The sequence below is a fragment of the Rufibacter tibetensis genome (genome assembly GCF_001310085.1).
Classification (GTDB): domain Bacteria; phylum Bacteroidota; class Bacteroidia; order Cytophagales; family Hymenobacteraceae; genus Nibribacter; species Nibribacter tibetensis.
Map to the genome: position 1 here is coordinate 4,150,449 of NZ_CP012643.1, position 16,807 is coordinate 4,167,255.

The 16,807-nt window shown below is 46.2% G+C and carries 15 protein-coding genes; 4 read left to right on the forward strand and 11 right to left on the reverse strand.

Annotated elements, in window-relative coordinates:
* Positions 1 to 12: 12 nt before the first annotated feature.
* Complete coding sequence (cphA, locus tag DC20_RS16935) at positions 13 to 2,643, forward strand: cyanophycin synthetase (protein ID WP_062544913.1); 2,631 nt, start codon at positions 13 to 15, stop codon at positions 2,641 to 2,643.
* Between the two features lie 155 nt (positions 2,644 to 2,798).
* On the opposite strand, the gene DC20_RS16940 is transcribed toward cphA, so the two are convergent.
* Positions 2,799 to 3,740 carry a hypothetical protein gene (locus DC20_RS16940; protein ID WP_062544914.1) on the reverse strand — a complete coding sequence of 314 codons (942 nt, stop codon included), beginning with the start codon at positions 3,738 to 3,740 and terminating at the stop codon, positions 2,799 to 2,801.
* 105 nt (positions 3,741 to 3,845) lie between these two features.
* On the opposite strand from DC20_RS16940, the gene DC20_RS16945 reads away from it, so the two are divergent.
* Both DC20_RS16945 and kdsA read left to right on the forward strand, forming a co-directional pair.
* On the forward strand, positions 3,846 to 4,463 hold the full coding sequence (locus tag DC20_RS16945; RefSeq protein WP_062544915.1) for a methyltransferase: 618 nt from the start codon (positions 3,846 to 3,848) through the stop codon (positions 4,461 to 4,463).
* A 181-nt stretch (positions 4,464 to 4,644) separates the two neighbouring features.
* Positions 4,645 to 5,466: a 3-deoxy-8-phosphooctulonate synthase gene (kdsA, locus tag DC20_RS16950; RefSeq protein ID WP_062544916.1), complete on the forward strand. Its 822-nt coding sequence runs from the start codon at positions 4,645 to 4,647 to the stop codon at positions 5,464 to 5,466.
* Between the two features lie 74 nt (positions 5,467 to 5,540).
* On the opposite strand, the gene DC20_RS16955 is transcribed toward kdsA, so the two are convergent.
* Both DC20_RS16955 and apaG read right to left on the reverse strand, forming a co-directional pair.
* A complete protein-coding gene (locus DC20_RS16955) occupies positions 5,541 to 6,311 on the reverse strand; it encodes an O-methyltransferase (RefSeq protein ID WP_062546015.1) in 771 nt (256 codons plus the stop codon).
* A 29-nt stretch (positions 6,312 to 6,340) separates the two neighbouring features.
* The gene (gene apaG / locus DC20_RS16960) at positions 6,341 to 6,727 is read right to left on the reverse strand and encodes a Co2+/Mg2+ efflux protein ApaG (RefSeq protein ID WP_062544917.1); all 387 of its coding nucleotides are present in this window, start codon (positions 6,725 to 6,727) and stop codon (positions 6,341 to 6,343) included.
* Positions 6,728 to 6,834: 107 nt separating this feature from the next.
* Between apaG and ung the strand changes: the two genes are divergently transcribed.
* Positions 6,835 to 7,497: a uracil-DNA glycosylase gene (ung, locus tag DC20_RS16965; RefSeq protein ID WP_062544918.1), complete on the forward strand. Its 663-nt coding sequence runs from the start codon at positions 6,835 to 6,837 to the stop codon at positions 7,495 to 7,497.
* A gap of 154 nt (positions 7,498 to 7,651) precedes the next feature.
* On the opposite strand, the gene lepB is transcribed toward ung, so the two are convergent.
* The 8 genes from lepB to DC20_RS17005 all read right to left on the reverse strand — a co-directional run bounded on the left by lepB (position 7,652) and on the right by DC20_RS17005 (position 16,639).
* Positions 7,652 to 8,758 (reverse strand): signal peptidase I, encoded by a 1,107-nt coding sequence (lepB, locus tag DC20_RS16970; protein ID WP_062544919.1) that lies wholly within the window; start codon positions 8,756 to 8,758, stop codon positions 7,652 to 7,654.
* Positions 8,759 to 8,768: 10 nt separating this feature from the next.
* The gene (dapB, locus tag DC20_RS16975; protein WP_062544920.1) at positions 8,769 to 9,485 is read right to left on the reverse strand and encodes a 4-hydroxy-tetrahydrodipicolinate reductase; all 717 of its coding nucleotides are present in this window, start codon (positions 9,483 to 9,485) and stop codon (positions 8,769 to 8,771) included.
* Between the two features lie 4 nt (positions 9,486 to 9,489).
* Positions 9,490 to 10,140: a DUF5683 domain-containing protein gene (locus DC20_RS16980; protein WP_062544921.1), complete on the reverse strand. Its 651-nt coding sequence runs from the start codon at positions 10,138 to 10,140 to the stop codon at positions 9,490 to 9,492.
* 1 nt (position 10,141) lies between these two features.
* On the reverse strand, positions 10,142 to 11,062 hold the full coding sequence (locus tag DC20_RS16985) for a ParB/RepB/Spo0J family partition protein (protein ID WP_062544922.1): 921 nt from the start codon (positions 11,060 to 11,062) through the stop codon (positions 10,142 to 10,144).
* Between the two features lie 23 nt (positions 11,063 to 11,085).
* Positions 11,086 to 11,865 (reverse strand): ParA family protein, encoded by a 780-nt coding sequence (locus tag DC20_RS16990; protein WP_062544923.1) that lies wholly within the window; start codon positions 11,863 to 11,865, stop codon positions 11,086 to 11,088.
* An 8-nt stretch (positions 11,866 to 11,873) separates the two neighbouring features.
* Positions 11,874 to 12,554: a metal-dependent hydrolase gene (locus tag DC20_RS16995; RefSeq protein WP_062544924.1), complete on the reverse strand. Its 681-nt coding sequence runs from the start codon at positions 12,552 to 12,554 to the stop codon at positions 11,874 to 11,876.
* Between the two features lie 624 nt (positions 12,555 to 13,178).
* Positions 13,179 to 15,002, reverse strand: coding sequence for a membrane protein insertase YidC (gene yidC / locus DC20_RS17000; protein ID WP_062544925.1), 1,824 nt, complete (start codon positions 15,000 to 15,002; stop codon positions 13,179 to 13,181).
* Positions 15,003 to 15,016: 14 nt separating this feature from the next.
* A complete protein-coding gene (locus tag DC20_RS17005; RefSeq protein ID WP_062544926.1) occupies positions 15,017 to 16,639 on the reverse strand; it encodes a CTP synthase in 1,623 nt (540 codons plus the stop codon).
* Positions 16,640 to 16,807 lie beyond the last annotated feature (168 nt).

Below are 16,807 nucleotides of genomic sequence, written 5' to 3' on the forward strand. Positions count from 1 at the left end.
ATTTAAAGTCTTATGAAAATTGCAGAGATACGCATTATGCGTGGACCAAACTACTGGTCTGTAAAGCACCCGAAGATTGTAGTACTTAAATTAGACATGGAGAAATTTGCGGGAGTACTTACTACCCAAATTCCTGATTTTGCACAGCGGTTGGAGGATATGTTCCCTGGTATGGTTTTGCACCGCAGCACCGAAGGGCAGGAAGGCGGTTACCTGAAAAGAGTAAGAGAAGAAGGGGTTCCTTTAAGCAATGTGGTAGAGCATGTGGCCCTTGAACTTCAGACCCTAGGAGGTATGGAATCAGGTTTCGGCCGTTCGTATCCGGCGCCTCAACCCGGTTTTGAATACGTGGTCTTCTCTTACCAGGAAGAAAAAGCGGGTGATTACGCAGCTCATGCCGCTATCAAAGTAGTTACTGCGCTGGCCTATGACCAACCTTATGACATTGAACCGGATGTAGAAGAATTGCATGAAATTCGGGAGGATGAACACATAGGACCCAGCACCTATTCTATTGTCTCAGAGGCGGTGGCCCGCGGAATTCCTTATATAAGGCTAAATAAGAGTTCTTTGATCCAGTTAGGGTATGGAGTGCATCAGAAGCGCATACAGGCTACCATGACCTGCCGTACCGCTGCATTTGCAGTAGAAATTGCTGGTGATAAAAACGCGACCAAAGAGATGCTGCATGAAGCCGGGGTACCTGTACCCAGAGGCGAAACAGTATATTCGCTGGACGAATTAAAAGAAGCCATAGATTTCCTAGGCTTCCCTATTGTGACCAAACCCCTAGACGGAAACCATGGCAAAGGAGCTGGTATAAACCTGAAGACCTGGGATGAAGCTGTAGCTGGTTTTGAAGCTGCCCAAAAGTATTCAGATGCGGTTATAGTAGAGCAATTCATTGAGGGTTTTGACTTTAGGTTATTAGTAGTAAACAAAAAGTTTATAGCCGCTGCCAAACGTACACCTGCCATGGTCATCGGGGATGGGACTTCTACCGTGCAGCAGTTAGTAGACAAAGTAAACAGTGATCCACGTCGGGGGGTAGGCCATGAGAAGGTGTTAACCAGGATTGCAATTGACAATGATTCTTACTCTATTCTGGAAAAGAAAGGCTATACTCTGGACACGGTGCTGGGGCAAGGGGAGGAATTGTTCCTGAAAAGCACGGCCAACCTTTCTACCGGAGGAACTGCTACAGACGTAACCGATCTGATTGACCCCTACAACGTTCTGATGGCAGAGCGGATTGCGGGTACCATAGGTCTGGACATCTGCGGAATTGATGTGGTTACCTCTGACATCGCTATCCCATTGCCTGAAGCTAGAGGTGCCGTCATAGAGGTGAATGCTGCTCCGGGCTTTAGAATGCACGTAGCGCCCACAGAAGGGTTGCCGCGCAACGTAGCAGAACCGGTGATTGAAATGCTGTTCCCGGACAACTGCCCATCTCGCATTCCTATCATTGCCATAACAGGAACCAACGGTAAAACTACTACGACGCGTCTGATTGCGCACATGGTAAAATCTTGCGGGTACCAGGTTGGTTTCACCACCACTGATGGTATCTATATCCAGGATAAAATGCTGGAAAAAGGAGACACAACTGGTTCTAAAAGTGCGGAGTTCGTGCTTCGCGACCCAACCGTTAACTTCGCGGTGTTAGAGTGTGCCCGGGGAGGTATGTTGCGGGCCGGGCTTGGCTTCCAGCAATGTGACATAGGGATTGTCACCAATGTGGCCGAAGACCACATGGGCTTACGGGATATCTATACCTTAGAAGACATGGCCCGCGTGAAATCTGTGGTGCCAAAAAGCGTGAGCAAAGATGGTTATGCTATTCTCAATGCTGATGATGACAATGTCTACAACATGGCCAAGGAGCTGGAATGTAAAGTGGCGTTCTTCAGCATGGACGAGAATAACCCGCGCATTTTGAAACACGTGGCAAAAGGAGGTTTAGCGGCCGTTTTTGAAAACGGGTTCATCTCCATCTTCAAGAACACCTACAAAATACGGGTAGACCGGGTCGCTGATATTCCACTTACCTTTGGTGGCCGGGCTAAATTCAACATTGAAAATGTATTGGCGGCTACCCTGGCGGGCTACATCTCCAGGTTTGAGATTTCAGAAATTAAAACGGCTTTAAGGACCTTTATTCCATCCGCATCCAAGACGCCGGGTAGAATGAACCTATTCAAGTTCCCAACCTTTGAGGTGCTGGTAGATTACGCCCACAACCCAGCTGGTATGAAAGGCATTGCCGACTTCCTGCAGAATGTGGATGCACGTACAAGGGTTGGGATCGTAGCAGGCGTAGGAGACCGGCGAGATGAGGATTTTGTAGAACTGGGTAAAATGGCTGCTCAAATGTTTGATGAAATCATCATCCGCTCAGACAAAGACCTAAGAGGCCGAACCGCTGATGAGATCTACAATAAGATTATTGAAGGCATTGAACAGGTGGACCCTAATAAAACCTATAAAATCATCAATCAGGAAATGGTAGCCATTGCGTATGCCTTGGAGCATGCAGAGCGTAACTCCTTTATTACCATCTTCTCAGAGGATATTCCTGAAGCCATTAAGATGATTGAGAACTTCAAGGTGATACAAGACAGAAGGGTTATGGTAGACTAACCTTTTCTATACCTCTGTAAAGCAAGCAGGCGCAACTTATCTGGTTGCGCCTGCTTGCTTTACAGAGGTGCGAAGTTCTAGACCTGATATAAAAAACAGCCCCAAAACACCTGATGTGTTTTGGGGCTGTTTTTACTAAAACTTGGTTAGTAAGATTATTTCAGCATAAATGATGTAGTGCCAATCAAAAATCCGTCTGAGTAGATTTCTATAAGGTGCTTGCCTGTTTTGAAGGGGGTCCCTTTGGAGTAGATGAAAGAAACCTGCTGCTGGGTATTGTCAAAGATAATATCACGTTTGGCAGTGTAGAACTGTTCTTTGCCTTCAAACTCAAACGTGCCCGAACCGGTAGCCAGGTTGTACAACGCAGAACCATCGGGCTCAATCAGGCGCATCAAAATCTCTTTATTTTCTTTAGGAGCAACTTCATTTTTGCCTAATCTAAAAGTAAGCTTGATTCTGTCTACTTGCTTAGCTTTGTATTCCTCCTCCTCGTCTTCTTTTTCTTTGCCTTTTGTGTTGATGATGGTCACAGAGATATTCTGGGCATCTAACTTTGAGGCAAGGTTAATTTTCTCTTCCAGCTCCTTATTGTTAGTGGCCAGGGAAGTGATGGAGTCTGACAACTTGTTTTGAGTGGTTTTCAGACCTTTTACTTCGGTGAAAAGCTCTTCGTTGTTCTCCTGCAGTTTAGCTACTTCTTCGTCTTTTTTCCGGAGGGCCAATTCCAAGTTCTGGGCACGCTGCTGGAATCTTCTTTGGTCAGCTACGGTGAAAGAGCTGTTTCTGAACGACCTAAGCTGGGCCAGATCTGCGTTGATGGCAGCAATTCTGGTCTCAAGTGAATCATTGGTAAGTCCCATGGCACTTAACTCAGAGCTCTGGCGCTCGTAATCTGCTTTCAAGGTCTCGTACACTTTGATTTGGTTTTCCAACTCCGTGTTCTTGACCTTGATGATTTCTTTCTGCTCCTCATTTTCCTGAGATTTCTGCTGCTGCATGTAAATAAGGATACCGTTAATGCTGAGCAGCACAATTATGAGGCCTACTACTAACAATTTGCGGTTGCTATCCTTTTCGGGTGTTTCAGTCGCCATAGCGGAAAGGGTGGTTTAGTGTTGTATTAGACAATACCTATTCTTACAAAAATACGCTTCTATCTATCCTTTGCAAATAACAGGGTAAAATACTTACTTATTACTATGAATGAAAAAGTCAAATTAGATCAGGAGTACTGGGAGCAAAGATACCGTCAAAACCGCACAGAATGGGATGTTGGGGAAATAACCCCTCCAATAAAGTCCTATATTGACCAACTAACGGACAAGAACCTCAGGATTCTTGTTCCGGGGGGAGGGAACGGCTACGAAGCAGAATACCTGTTCCAAAAAGGCTTTACAAACGTGTACCTGCTGGACTTTGCCGAAGCTCCCTTACAGAACTTCAAAAACCGGGTTCCTGCATTTCCTGAAGAGCACTTGCTGCACCAGGACTTCTTTACTTTAACGCCAAACCAATATGATCTGGTATTGGAACAAACCTTCTTTTGTGCCTTGCCCAGAGAACTGCGTTCTGCTTTCGCCCGCCAGGTGCATGACATCTTAACCCCGAACGGAAAGTTAGTGGGGCTTCTTTTTTCAGAGGAGTTCACCAACCCTGGTCCACCTTTTGGAGGCACGGCTATGGAGTACCAGGCCTATTTTGAGCCCTACTTCCAGTTTCATGTTTTTGAAGAAAGTCAAACTTCCATTAAGCCGCGGGCAGCAAGAGAACTGTTTATGATCCTGGAACGCCGGGACAAGCCACAGTTTATCGCGTAGAATTCTGTACTTTTGACCCCGAAGATAAGCTAAGATGAAAGGCACTTCTGCCATAAATCATTACAGCTTATTTTTAATGGACTTTTGAAAAATTAGGGCTATAACCCGAACCAATATTCTGGAATCCACTATAACTATGAACCTAACAGAGGTTTATTTACTTAGACTTTAATAATTACAGATGAATATTAATCTTCCTAAATTACAGCATACTTCTTCTGGAAACTTCTTTCTGATGGCAGGGCCTTGTGCCATAGAAGGAGAGGACATGGCTTTGGAAATAGCCGAAGAACTGGTGCGTATTTCTGATCGCCTGCAAATTCCATTAATTTTTAAAGGTTCTTACCGCAAAGCCAACCGCTCCAGAAAAGACTCCTTCACCGGTATTGGTGATGAAAAAGCCTTAAGAATTTTGGCCAAGGTGAGCGAAACTTTTGGCATACCTACTGTAACTGACATTCATGAATCGCATGAGGCTGCCATGGCTGCTGAATTTGTGGATGTGTTGCAGATTCCAGCGTTCCTGTGCCGCCAGACAGATCTTTTGATTGCCGCTGCGGAGACTGGTAAAGTAGTGAACATCAAAAAAGGACAGTTCCTGTCTGGGGAGTCAATGAAGTTCGCGGTTGAGAAAGTAAAAGAATCTGGAAACAACAATGTAATTCTGACCGACCGTGGAAATTCCTTTGGGTATTCTGATCTGGTAGTGGACTTCCGGAACATTCCGGTCATGCGCGAAAACCAAGTACCCGTGGTCATGGACGTGACGCACTCCCTGCAACAGCCAAACCAATCTTCTGGAGTAACAGGTGGCCGTCCAGCCCTGATTGAGACTATCGCTAAAGCCGCCATTGCAGTAGGTGCTGATGGGTTGTTTATTGAAACGCACCCAGATCCTAAATCAGCCAGATCAGACGGAGCCAATATGCTACAACTAGATCAACTGGAAGGCCTAATGAGAAGATTAATCAGAATAAGGGAAGCCGTTAGGTTTGAAGCATAAAATGATTAGGGCCTGTTTTGGTAAAAACAGGCCCTAATCATTTTCAATGGTTCCTGACAAAAACAGCTCTTTGCTTAGAATCGAAGGGTGAAGTGTTGCTTGGGTTGGTTATTACGGAAGAAAACCAATCCCATATAGAACAAGTCAACGGTAAGCAGCACCTGTGGGTGCTGCTTAATTTTTTTCCAGGCCTGCGTCATTTCCCCTGACCAATAGATGTCATCTAAAATAAAAACGCTTTTCTCGTGTGCTTTTGCCAAACATAGCTCAAAGTACCGAAGCGTAGGCTCATAGCGGTGGTTACCGTCAAAGAACACAAAGTCTACCTTGTTAAGGGTATTTAAGGTCTGGGTTAAGGTCTGATCCAAGTTGCCTTCTACCAACGTTACGTTTTCTAAACTCAGCTTCTTGAGGTTCTTGCAGGCTTCACCTGCTATGGCAGGGCATCCTTCAAACGTATAAAGTTGGGAAGAGGTCCGGGCCAAGCCCAGGTAGCCAGTGGTAAGCCCAAGTGAGGTACCAAGTTCTAAGATGGTGTCAGACTTGAAATGGTTGGCTAACCTGAACAGCAGTTGTCCCAATCGGGCCGGTTTAGCAGCAGTACGGGCAATGTCTGAGACTCTCCTTTGTTTGGTAGTACCAACATGCGAACCCGCCCCAAAATCGGTGACTTCCAGCAAAGTGTGGTTCTGTAGTAATTCTTCCCGAAGAGATTCTACCGTGTCATACGCCGGGAAGTGGCCCTCATGATGGATGATATGGCAATAAAGGTTAAAGACAAAAGGGGAGTGCAGTCCATGCGCATTCCCTGAACGCCACCAGAAGGAGGCGTACCTGTAGATCATGGCGGCGTGCTGCAAAGCCTAAAGCGGAATTAGTTGAGTTTATAAGGAATTATAAGCGTGAACTCAGGAATGGTCACGTGAAATTGACGGCCGTCTACCAGACGCTCCATCAGGTAAGTACCTGCCATTTTACCAATGCTGGTTTTGAGGTTACAGCCCGAGACGTACTGGTGGCTTTCACCGGGTTCCAGCACAGGTTGTTGGCCTACCACACCTTCACCTTCCACCTCACGTATCTCGTTATTAGAATCAAAGATATGCCAGTGACGACGTAGTAACTTTACCGTGAATTCGCTGTTGTTCTGGATAGTGATCTTATAAGCGAAGACAAAGTGCTGTTGAGCCGGACTAGAATAGTCAGGGAGGTAATTTGTCGTGACGTTGACAGTGACTCCTTGGGTTGTTTTCGTATCCATGCGTGCCTTAATTTGGTATAAATGGAACAGGCTTTCTGGCTTTTAAGTTTGACCAGCCGGATTCTAAAGTAAAAATACGCTAAAAACCTTTAACTGATACCTCTCATATGCAGGTAAAAATAGAAAACAGTTGGCAACAAGTGCTTCAGGGCGAATTTGAAAAGCCTTATTTCCAGAACCTAATCTCTTTTGTAAAAGAGGAGTACACCTCCACAGAAGTTTATCCGCCTGGGCGCCAGATTTTTCATGCCTTTGACGAATGTCCTTTTGATAAGGTGCGTGTCGTGATTCTAGGGCAAGACCCGTACCATGGACTAGGCCAGGCGAATGGATTAGCTTTCTCCGTAGCGGAAGGAATGCGAACGCCACCTTCTTTGCTTAACATATTTAAAGAAATAGAGGCAGATTTAGGAAAACCAATCCCAAGGTCAGGTAACCTGGAGCGGTGGGCAGAGCAGGGGGTACTTCTGCTGAACGCTACGTTAACTGTACGAGCACACCAGGCAGGTTCGCATCAGAAAAAGGGATGGGAGGAGTTTACCGACGCAGTTATCAAGAAGGTCTCAGATGAAAAAGAGCATGTGGTATTTCTGTTATGGGGTGCCTACGCTCAGAAGAAAGGTTTGATTATAGATGATAAAAAGCATCTAGTTTTAAAAGCGGCTCACCCTTCTCCGTTTGCTGCAGATAAAGGGTTCTTCGGAACACGGCACTTCAGCAAGACAAATGTTTATCTGCGGGAGCACGGTTTGCCTGAGATAAACTGGTAAGAGTGATGTGGTTTGAGTATTCTTTTAGAAGAACTTGCCTAAAACAGGAAGTGAGCAAGTTTATCAAAACAGAAAACGCCGGCTGTTGTGGCAGCCGGCGTTTTCTGTAATTGGTGTTTAGAGTCTGGTTTTTTTATAACCAAGAAAAGAGGTGCTATTCAATGCCCTTAAAAATACGGCTCCACCTGATTTTGTTAAAGAGCGACTCCGTAGGGTTAGCTGACATCCAAATCAATACTGCCTTGCCCACTATGTGATCTTCGGGAACGAAACCCCAGTAACGTGAGTCTTCAGAGTTATGGCGGTTGTCGCCCATCATCCAGTAGTAGTCCTGCTTGAAGGTGTACCGTTTAATGGGTTGGCCATTGATCAAAATTTGATCATCTGAAACCACCACTTCAGTTTCTTTGTACCCTTCATATTTTCTGATTACCATTTCATAGAAAGGAATGGTCAGGGCATTGATATCAACCGTCATTCCTTCTTTAGGAATGACGAAAGGTCCGAAGTTGTCTTTGTTGTTAGGGTACATGGAGGGTTTAAAAGGGAAAACCTCCGCTCTTACAGACCCGATGCTGTCTTTGTACAAGACCACCTCTTTGATGAAGTCATATCCCTTCAGTTTTGCAGCAGTAGCAGGGGTAGTGTTAATCACATATCCAATACCACCAAAAGCTTCCTGTACATCTGTGATGTCGTTATCTTTGAAAAACTTCTCATTAATTGGGGTAGTGGTCAGAAGGCCATAAGCATACTGAACTCTTTCAGGCTCCGGAACAAGTTTATCATTGATGTACACCTGCATGTCCCGCATCTGAATTTTATCTCCCGCTATGCCAATGCAGCGCTTGATGTAGTTCATTCTAAGGTCAGTGGGGTGTTGGGTATCTGCGGGCCAATTGAATACCACCACGTCATTGTTCTTCACGGTAGTAAAACCAGGAAGTCGGTGAGAATCCAGCTGGATGGCATCTGAATAGGAAGGAATGTTGGTGCCCCAGATGGTTTGGTGGGTAAGCGGTACCTGCAGGGGCGTGATAGGCGTTCGCGGACCATAATGAAGTTTGCTTACAAAAAGATAGTCTCCCACCAACAGGGATTTCTCCATAGAAGGGGTAGGGATGGTATAAGCCTCAAAGGTGGCCCACCTGATCAAAGTGGCTGCTACTACGGCAAAAAGAATGGCGTCACCCCATTCCCTGAAAAAGCCTTTTTTTGGTTTGGGCTTGGTTTCTTTCTTAGTCCAAAAACGGATGCTCATGTACTCAGGTTTAAAGTTGTAGCAGGTCGTTCATGCCGTAAATGCCTTGACGACCAGGTAACCATTCAGCCGCCAGAAGAGCACCGGACGCGAATCCTTCTCTGCTGTGAGCAATATGGTTAAGCTCAAAGGTATCGTTTTCTGAGGTGTATTGCACAATGTGCGTTCCTACAACTTCGCCTTCTCGTTCAGATACTACGCCCAAAAGTTCAGGTTCAGGTGACACGTCATTAATCCAACCATGTTTTTGAGGAAAGTGCTTTAAAATGCCGTCGGCAATGGAGAGAGCAGTGCCGCTGGGTTTATCCAGTTTGTGCACGTGGTGGATCTCTTTCACTTGCACACTGTACTCGGGGTACTGTTGCATTTTCTGGGCCACGTACTCATTGAAATGGAAGAAAAGGTTTACCCCCACGCTAAAGTTGGAGGCATAAAACAGAGAACCCTTTAGTTCCTCGCATTTCTCCTGAATAAAGGGCAGGTGCTGCAACCAACCGGTGGTGCCTACTACTACGGGAATGTTTTTTTCAAAACAGGTCAGAATATTACCCATAGCCGCATCTGGGCTGGTGAATTCAATGGCCACATCTACCTGCTCAGCAGTATAGGAGGCTAACTTGTCAGCATCATCTACGATGAGGGCACCCACAATTTCATGGCCTTTGGCTAACGCCAGCCTTTCAATGGTATGTCCCATCTTGCCGTACCCAATGAGTAAAATGCGCATAATGTTATTTAAGATTTAATTGGAAAGATAAACCAGCCGAATAAGAGGGGGTACCGGCGAGAGGCTGTAGATTAGGTTTTAATTGCAAAGAAAGATCATCACTCACATCAAAGGCTCTCAGGTGGGCATCTACGTGCGCTTCCATGATGTTAAGCCCCCATGCTACCACTCCCAAAATGATGTCCAGGTCACGGTACTTCCGGTAAAAGTCCCTTGAGCGACGCAAGTTGATAGTGCCTTGGTCATTGGCCCGGGAAGCTCCATAGATTTGATCCTCCACGTACGGATCTACCGTTTTAGTATCACCGTCCAGCCTGGTTCTTAAGGCTGAGGCAAAATTTTGGTATTGGCGGTTGTTGTCATAGATGAAAAACCCAATTACGGCACCGGTGGCGTACACCAACGGAATTTTCCAGTAGCTCTTATTATAGGCTTGCCCTAAACCAGGCAAAACGGCTGAATAGAAAGCAGCTTTGGCAGGGCGGCTCCATTCTCTGAAAGGCTTCCATTTAGAGGTATCAGCTGCTTGCACAGTTGAAGCCGGGGTAGGCACCTGCACAGAATCTGGACCAGCGGTAACCACTTGCCCCATACTGGTAAAGCTGGTGCTTAAAGAAATTCCAAGAAAGAGAAACAAGGCCGCGACCTGCCGCATGTTAGGCGTAGTTTAAGATTTCCAGAATTCGGTTCAGCTCATCTACTGACACAAACGGGATCTTGATTTCCCCTTTGCCCTCAGGAGAGGCCTTCACGTGAATCCGGGTACCGAAATAAGAAGACAGCCTTGATTCTACGCGTTTTACTTCGTTTTCTAACGGATGAAGATCAAGTTTGGTCTGTGGGTCTGGCTTTTTGTTTGCCAAGTTGATGTTGCGCACCAATTCCTCCACCTTGCGCACCGACAACTCTTCGTTCACAATCTTGCGGTATACCTCCAGCTGCTTCTCCACGTCATCAATGTTGATGACGGCACGGGCATGGCCCATAGAAATAAGATTGTCCCTGATGCCAATCTGAATATCAGGCGGTAACTTAAGCAGACGCAGGTAATTGGTTACCGTGGTGCGTTTCTTGCCCACACGCTCGCCTAATTCCTCTTGCTTCAAATTACACTCAGAAAGAAGACGCTGGTAACTTAAGGCAATCTCTATGGCGTTGAGGTTTTCCCGCTGGATGTTCTCTATCAGAGCCATTTCCAGCATCTGCTGGTCATCGGCTTTCCGGATGTAGGCAGGAATGGTGTCCAGACCGGCAAGCTTGGCTGCTTGGTACCGGCGCTCCCCTGAAATCAGCTGATAGGCATCAGCACTTAACTGGCGTACTGTGATAGGCTGAATGATGCCCTGAATACGAATAGACTCAGCCAATTCTTCCAGTGCCACCTGATCAAAATGGGTACGCGGCTGGAAAGGGTTGGTCTCAATCTGGGTTAAGCTTATATCTGCGATGGTATTGACAGCGGTTAAAGTGGTGGGAGAAACAGGGGTTTCAGATTTGCGATCATATTGCCCCGTGATTAATGCATTGAGGCCTCTTCCAAGGCCTCCTGGTTTTTTTTTGGCTGAATTATCAGACATGTACTTTGTTTAAGCTAAAGGTACTACTGGGCAACGGCCACACCATTCTTCTCCACAATCTCACGGGCCAGGTTCAGGTAGCTGATGGCTCCCTTGCTTTCCGCGTCATGTAGAATGGCAGGCACTCCAAACGAAGGAGATTCGCTCAACTTCACGTTTCTAGGGATGATGGTGTCAAACACCATTTGCTGGAAGTGCATCTTCACTTCCTCTACCACCTGGTTTGAAAGGCGCAGACGCACGTCATACATGGTCAGCAACAAGCCTTCAATCTCTAGGTCAGGGTTTAGGCGTGACTGAATGATCTTGATGGTGTTCAAGAGTTTTCCAAGCCCCTCCAAGGCAAAGTACTCGCACTGCACCGGAATGATGACTGAGTCAGCGGCGGTTAACGAGTTCACGGTAATGAGGCCCAGAGAAGGAGAGCAGTCAATGATAATGAAATCATACTTCTCCTTCAGCGGCACCAACACCTGCTTCATTTTGTCCTCGCGGTTAGGAAGGTTGATCATCTCTACCTCAGCCCCCACCAAGTCAATGTGGGAAGGAATCAGATCCAGAAAATCAATAGGGGAGGACATGATGATGTCTTCGGTTTTCACGCCGTCTACCATGCACTCGTAGATGCTGTTTTCAATGTCTTTTGGGTCAAACCCTATACCAGACGTGGCGTTAGCCTGCGGGTCAGCATCTACCAGCAGGGTTCTATATTCTAAAGCGGCTAAGCTTGCTGCCAGGTTAATGGCCGAAGTGGTTTTCCCCACTCCGCCTTTCTGGTTCGCAACGGCAATTATCTTTCCCATTCTACAGGTTACAGTTCTATGGTTTGACCAATCTCCATCAAAATCAACTCCTTCTGTTGGCGCCGGGCTAATTCCAACGCCTCCACATGATCAATTTCTATGTACGGGAAGGTGTCATAATGCATCCCGATGATTTTTTTAGTATTTACGTAATTGGCAGCTACTAAGGCATCTTCCACATCCATGGTGAAGTTGTCGCCAATGGGCAGCAGCGCAAAATCTAAGTGATAACGCTCGCCAATGAGTTTCATGTCCATGTGCAGGGCAGTATCTCCGGCGTAGTAGAACGTCTTCTCTGCACTTTCTATTACAAAACCTGCGGCAATTCCGGCGTAGGTGCCGTCTGGCAAAGAGCTGGAATGAATGGCATTCACCATCTTTACCGTCCCGAAAGGCAAATGCACTTTTCCGCCGGTGTTCATAGGGTGAACGTTCTCAATGCCCTTATTCTGATACCAGCTAACAATTTCATAGATGGCCACCAGGGTAGCACCCGTTTTGTTGAGCAGATATTCCGCGTCTGCCACATGGTCTCCGTGCCCGTGGGAGAGCAGGATGTAATCGCATTCTATGGAATCAATATCAATCTCTGAGGCTAAAGGGTTGGGGGTAATGAAAGGATCAAAAAGAACTTTGGTACCTCCAATGTCGAAGAGAAAGCAAGACTGTCCGTAATAGGTGATTTTCATCTTTGTAAGGCCAAGGTAGACGATTAACTACAAGATCAAGCATACGCTCTTACAAAGATAAGATAATTTGGAGAGAGACTTATTAACACTTTCGCGTTATTTATCCCCATTTCAGGGTGAAATACCTGTTGATAAATGGGTTTAGGAAAAACAGGGTAGAAGCCTGACAGCTATCTTTTTAGCTTCTTATGTGAAGAAATCCTTTAACCGTGGAATATGCCCGTTAAGAGCCGGTTTTAGGCATGTTCCACGCTTTTCTGAGGACTAATGTACAGTCTACTGAATGAGTTTGGGCTTCCTTTTTGAACTACATTCAACTTGCTTTTAGCTATGTTGAAGGCTCGTTTTTCAAAAAGGAAGCAGAAAGCCTTAACGACACTCTTTCCAAGCTTAAAATGCCATTATTATTACTTTGTAGTTTTGAGCCGAATTTTATAAAACACCTCACAAACGGATACTGTACATCTTATAACTAATTTATAATGGAGTTGAAATATGCTGTAGTATAGTTGTAGGTATGTCAATGTAACGAAATATTAATCAATCACTTATAGATGACAATGATAGAGGTGTAAAACAAAAAAGCCCGGTTTATACCGGGCTTTTCAATTGGTATGAACTGGATTATTTAGTGCCTTTCTTACGTTTAGATTCTTGTTCGGCGGCGGCTTTCATGGCCTCCTGTAAACGCTTCTGGAAGCCTCCTTTTGGCTCTTTGCCTTTGTTTTTCTCCTGATACTCTTCCAAGTTCTTGCGGATTTTCTCATCGTCTACGAAGCGTCTGATCAATGCTTGCTGTCCGAAGGTGACAATGTTAGATACGAAGTAGTAGAAGCTCAGACCAGCCGGGAAGCTGTTCAACACGAACATGAAGATAACGGGCATCAGGTACGAGTAAAACTTCATTGGACCTTGCACGGTGCTCACCTGGTTGTTAGACCACGTGTACAGAATGGTCGAAGCGGTCATGAGCAGGGTGAACATACTCACGTGGTCTCCATAGAACGGGATGGTGAAAGGCAGCCTGGCAAACACATCATAGGTACTCAGGTCATGGGCCCATAGGAACGGCTCTTGGCGAAGTTCAATAGAGTTAGGGAAGAAGTTGAACATCGCAAACAGGATAGGCATTTGCAGCAGCATAGGAATACAGCCACTCATGGGGTTCACGCCCATTTTAGAGTAGAGCGCCATGGTCTCGGCTTGTGTCTTCTGCATGTCGCCGTCGTTCTTCTCTTTGATCACATCAATCTCCGGCTTTAGCACTTTCATCTTCGCCATGGAGATGTAGGACTTGTAAGTAAGCGGACTTAAGATCAGCTTGATGTATAATACCAGCAGGATGATGATGATGCCGTAGTTAGGAATAAAGTCCTCTAAGAAGTCAAACGCTGGAATGATCAGCAATTTGTTTACCCAAGAGAAGATACCCCAACCCAGTTCCAGGTTCTTGTCAAACCCTTCGGCTACGTTCTTCAGCACATCATAATCATTAGGACCGAAGAAGTAGGTGAAATGAGCTTTTCCGCTTAAGGCATCCTGAACCGGAATGGCTACCTTGGAGGTAAGTTTCTTTACCTGGGTAGTGTCTGCTTCGTTATACACGCTGCTCACCTCCGCGTTCGCGAAGCTGTTCTGGGCAATGATAGCAGCCGTGAAGAAGTTCTGCTTGTTGGCTACCCAAAGCACCGGCTCTTCTATCTTCTCAGTTTCAGCGTCAGTGGAAGAGGCGGAGATGTTGTCAAAAGAACCCTCTGTGGTGTAGAAATTCACGGTAGAGTGGCTGCGGTTCTGTTTGATGTCTTTTTCCAAGCGCTTCAGTTCATCGGTCCAGGTAAGTTGGATGGGCTGCTGCGCCACTACACCTTCCATGCCTCTGAAGTTCAACTGGTACCCAACTTCATAAGAATCTTCCCGCAACGTGTACACCTGCTCAATAGACTGACCAGGGGCAACCTGAGCCGTATAAGTGATAGACTTAGCTGGTTTATTATCTATGGTCAGGTTTGCTACTGCAGAAGGCTGAAAGAACAAGTCAGACAGCCGGATGTTTCGGCCATTTTTGGTCTGGAAAGTAAATTCCTGCTGGCTGGTTACGGTGTCAAACAAAATCAAAGGCTTTTTGTCCCAGGTTTTGTAATTCTTCAACTCCACTTCCTCTACTTTCCCGCCTTTGCTTCCTAAAGAAACCCGAAGAACCTGGTTTTCTAAAACAGTGGTTTGGTTTTGACCTGTGGCCAGGGTTCCAAATTCGCCAAGCTGGGCCACACGTTGCGCAGTAGCTGCTGAATCTTCCTGGGGTGAAGCAGTAGGTACTGCCGCTGCGCTTGTAGTGGTTTTAGTTGACTTTTTTACCGGCTCTGGAGCCGGCTCTTTCATGAAAAAGATACTGTATACCAGTATGATAGCAGCAATTAGGCCCATGCCTATTGCGGAATTTTTATCCATAAGTGTAAGAAGGATTATTTGTTTCTGTTTTTAGACTGGGAAATGGCGGCTTTGACAAACCGAACGAACAGCGGATGTGGGTTCAGAACTGTGCTTTTCAATTCTGGGTGGTATTGAGCTGCCACAAACCAAGGGTGGTGCTGGAATTCAATTACCTCCACAAGCCCTGTATCTGGGTTGATGCCAGAAGCTATCATGCCCGCGTCTTCAAAGGCTTTCAAGTACTGGTTGTTGAACTCATAGCGGTGACGGTGACGCTCTAAGATGTGGGCTTTCCCGTACGCCTGATAAGCCCTGGAGCCTCTCTTTAAGTCGCACACGTAAGAACCCAGGCGCATAGTGCCTCCCTTTTGAGTCACGTTCTTCTGCTCCTCCATCATGGCAATCACCGGATGAGGAGTATTAGGGACCATCTCTGTGGAAGCAGCATCCTTCAAGTTCAGAACGTTACGGGCGAACTCTACGGCCGCACACTGCATGCCCAAACAGATCCCGAAAAACGGAATTTGAGATTCACGCACGTACCGAATAGCTTCCAATTTACCTTCAAAGCCGCGTTCCCCAAAGCCTGGCGCCACCAATACGCCATCCATACCTTCCAGGTGCATGTGCACGTTTTCGGCAGTGATGAACTCAGATTGGATAGATTTTAGGTGCACCTTGCATTCATTGGCTGCGCCGGCGTGGATGAAGGATTCAATAATGGATTTGTAAGCGTCTGGCAACTCCACGTATTTGCCAACTAGAGCGATGCTAATTTCTTCAGTTGGATTCTTTAAACGGCCTAAAAACTCTTTCCAAGAGTCTAAGTTGATTTCCTGGCGGGAAGTGAGTTTCAGTTTCTTGATCACCCGCTCATCCAGCTTCTCTTTTTTCATGTGCAAAGGCACATCATAGATGGTCTCTGCGTCTAAAGATTCAATAACCGCATTTGGAGCCACGTTACAGAACAGTGCTATCTTGCGGCGCATCTCGGCAGGAATTGGGTGCTCAGAGCGGCAAACCAATATATCAGGTTGAACCCCAGACTCAGACAAAGCTTTCACAGAGTGCTGAGTAGGCTTGGTTTTCAGTTCGCCGGCGGCTTTCAGGTAAGGCAATAGGGTAAGGTGAATGACTACCGTGTCGTTCGTGTTAAGGTCCCAACGCAGTTGACGCACCGCCTCAATGAAAGGCAACGATTCAATATCGCCTACACAACCCCCTATTTCGGTGATAACCACATCAAACTCCCCGGTTTGTCCCAAAGACAACATGCGGCGTTTGATCTCATCTGTAATGTGAGGAACCACCTGAACGGTTTTGCCCAGGTATTCTCCTTTGCGTTCCTGCGTGATCACGTTATGGTAAATCCTACCAGTGGTCACGTTGTTGGCTTGGGAAGTAGGGGTGTTCAGAAAACGCTCGTAGTGCCCTAAGTCAAGATCGGTTTCAGCACCATCATCGGTTACATAGCATTCGCCATGCTCATACGGGTTAAGGGTACCCGGATCAATGTTGATGTAAGGATCAAATTTTTGAATGGTTACAGAGAAGCCTCTTGCTTGCAGAAGTTTAGCCAATGAAGCAGAGATGATGCCTTTTCCAAGTGAGGAAGTCACGCCCCCCGTAACGAAAATGTATTTAGCAGAAGCCATAAGTAGTGTTTGTCTTATGGACTGCAAAGTTACTCTAAATAAATTAGAACGCAGGGGAAAATGTTTGCCTTAGCTAATGTTCAAAGGGTAAATGGTTACAAGGCACTGCTTTGAGTCCGTTTTACATAAAACAGCCTCAAAGAGCCATAACCTTTTTTCTGCCCTAAG

What these genes read in the sequence shown, in the direction of transcription:
- cphA (WP_062544913.1), top strand. Translation starts at nt 13, where the DNA reads ATGAAAATTGCAGAGATACGCATTATGCGTGGACCAAACTACTGGTCT.
- DC20_RS16940 (WP_062544914.1), bottom strand. Translation starts at nt 3,740, where the DNA reads ATGGCGACTGAAACACCCGAAAAGGATAGCAACCGCAAATTGTTAGTA.
- DC20_RS16945 (WP_062544915.1), top strand. Translation starts at nt 3,846, where the DNA reads ATGAATGAAAAAGTCAAATTAGATCAGGAGTACTGGGAGCAAAGATAC.
- kdsA (WP_062544916.1), top strand. Translation starts at nt 4,645, where the DNA reads ATGAATATTAATCTTCCTAAATTACAGCATACTTCTTCTGGAAACTTC.
- DC20_RS16955 (WP_062546015.1), bottom strand. Translation starts at nt 6,311, where the DNA reads ATGATCTACAGGTACGCCTCCTTCTGGTGGCGTTCAGGGAATGCGCAT.
- apaG (WP_062544917.1), bottom strand. Translation starts at nt 6,727, where the DNA reads ATGGATACGAAAACAACCCAAGGAGTCACTGTCAACGTCACGACAAAT.
- ung (WP_062544918.1), top strand. Translation starts at nt 6,835, where the DNA reads ATGCAGGTAAAAATAGAAAACAGTTGGCAACAAGTGCTTCAGGGCGAA.
- lepB (WP_062544919.1), bottom strand. Translation starts at nt 8,758, where the DNA reads ATGAGCATCCGTTTTTGGACTAAGAAAGAAACCAAGCCCAAACCAAAA.
- dapB (WP_062544920.1), bottom strand. Translation starts at nt 9,485, where the DNA reads ATGCGCATTTTACTCATTGGGTACGGCAAGATGGGACATACCATTGAA.
- DC20_RS16980 (WP_062544921.1), bottom strand. Translation starts at nt 10,140, where the DNA reads ATGCGGCAGGTCGCGGCCTTGTTTCTCTTTCTTGGAATTTCTTTAAGC.
- DC20_RS16985 (WP_062544922.1), bottom strand. Translation starts at nt 11,062, where the DNA reads ATGTCTGATAATTCAGCCAAAAAAAAACCAGGAGGCCTTGGAAGAGGC.
- DC20_RS16990 (WP_062544923.1), bottom strand. Translation starts at nt 11,865, where the DNA reads ATGGGAAAGATAATTGCCGTTGCGAACCAGAAAGGCGGAGTGGGGAAA.
- DC20_RS16995 (WP_062544924.1), bottom strand. Translation starts at nt 12,554, where the DNA reads ATGAAAATCACCTATTACGGACAGTCTTGCTTTCTCTTCGACATTGGA.
- yidC (WP_062544925.1), bottom strand. Translation starts at nt 15,002, where the DNA reads ATGGATAAAAATTCCGCAATAGGCATGGGCCTAATTGCTGCTATCATA.
- DC20_RS17005 (WP_062544926.1), bottom strand. Translation starts at nt 16,639, where the DNA reads ATGGCTTCTGCTAAATACATTTTCGTTACGGGGGGCGTGACTTCCTCA.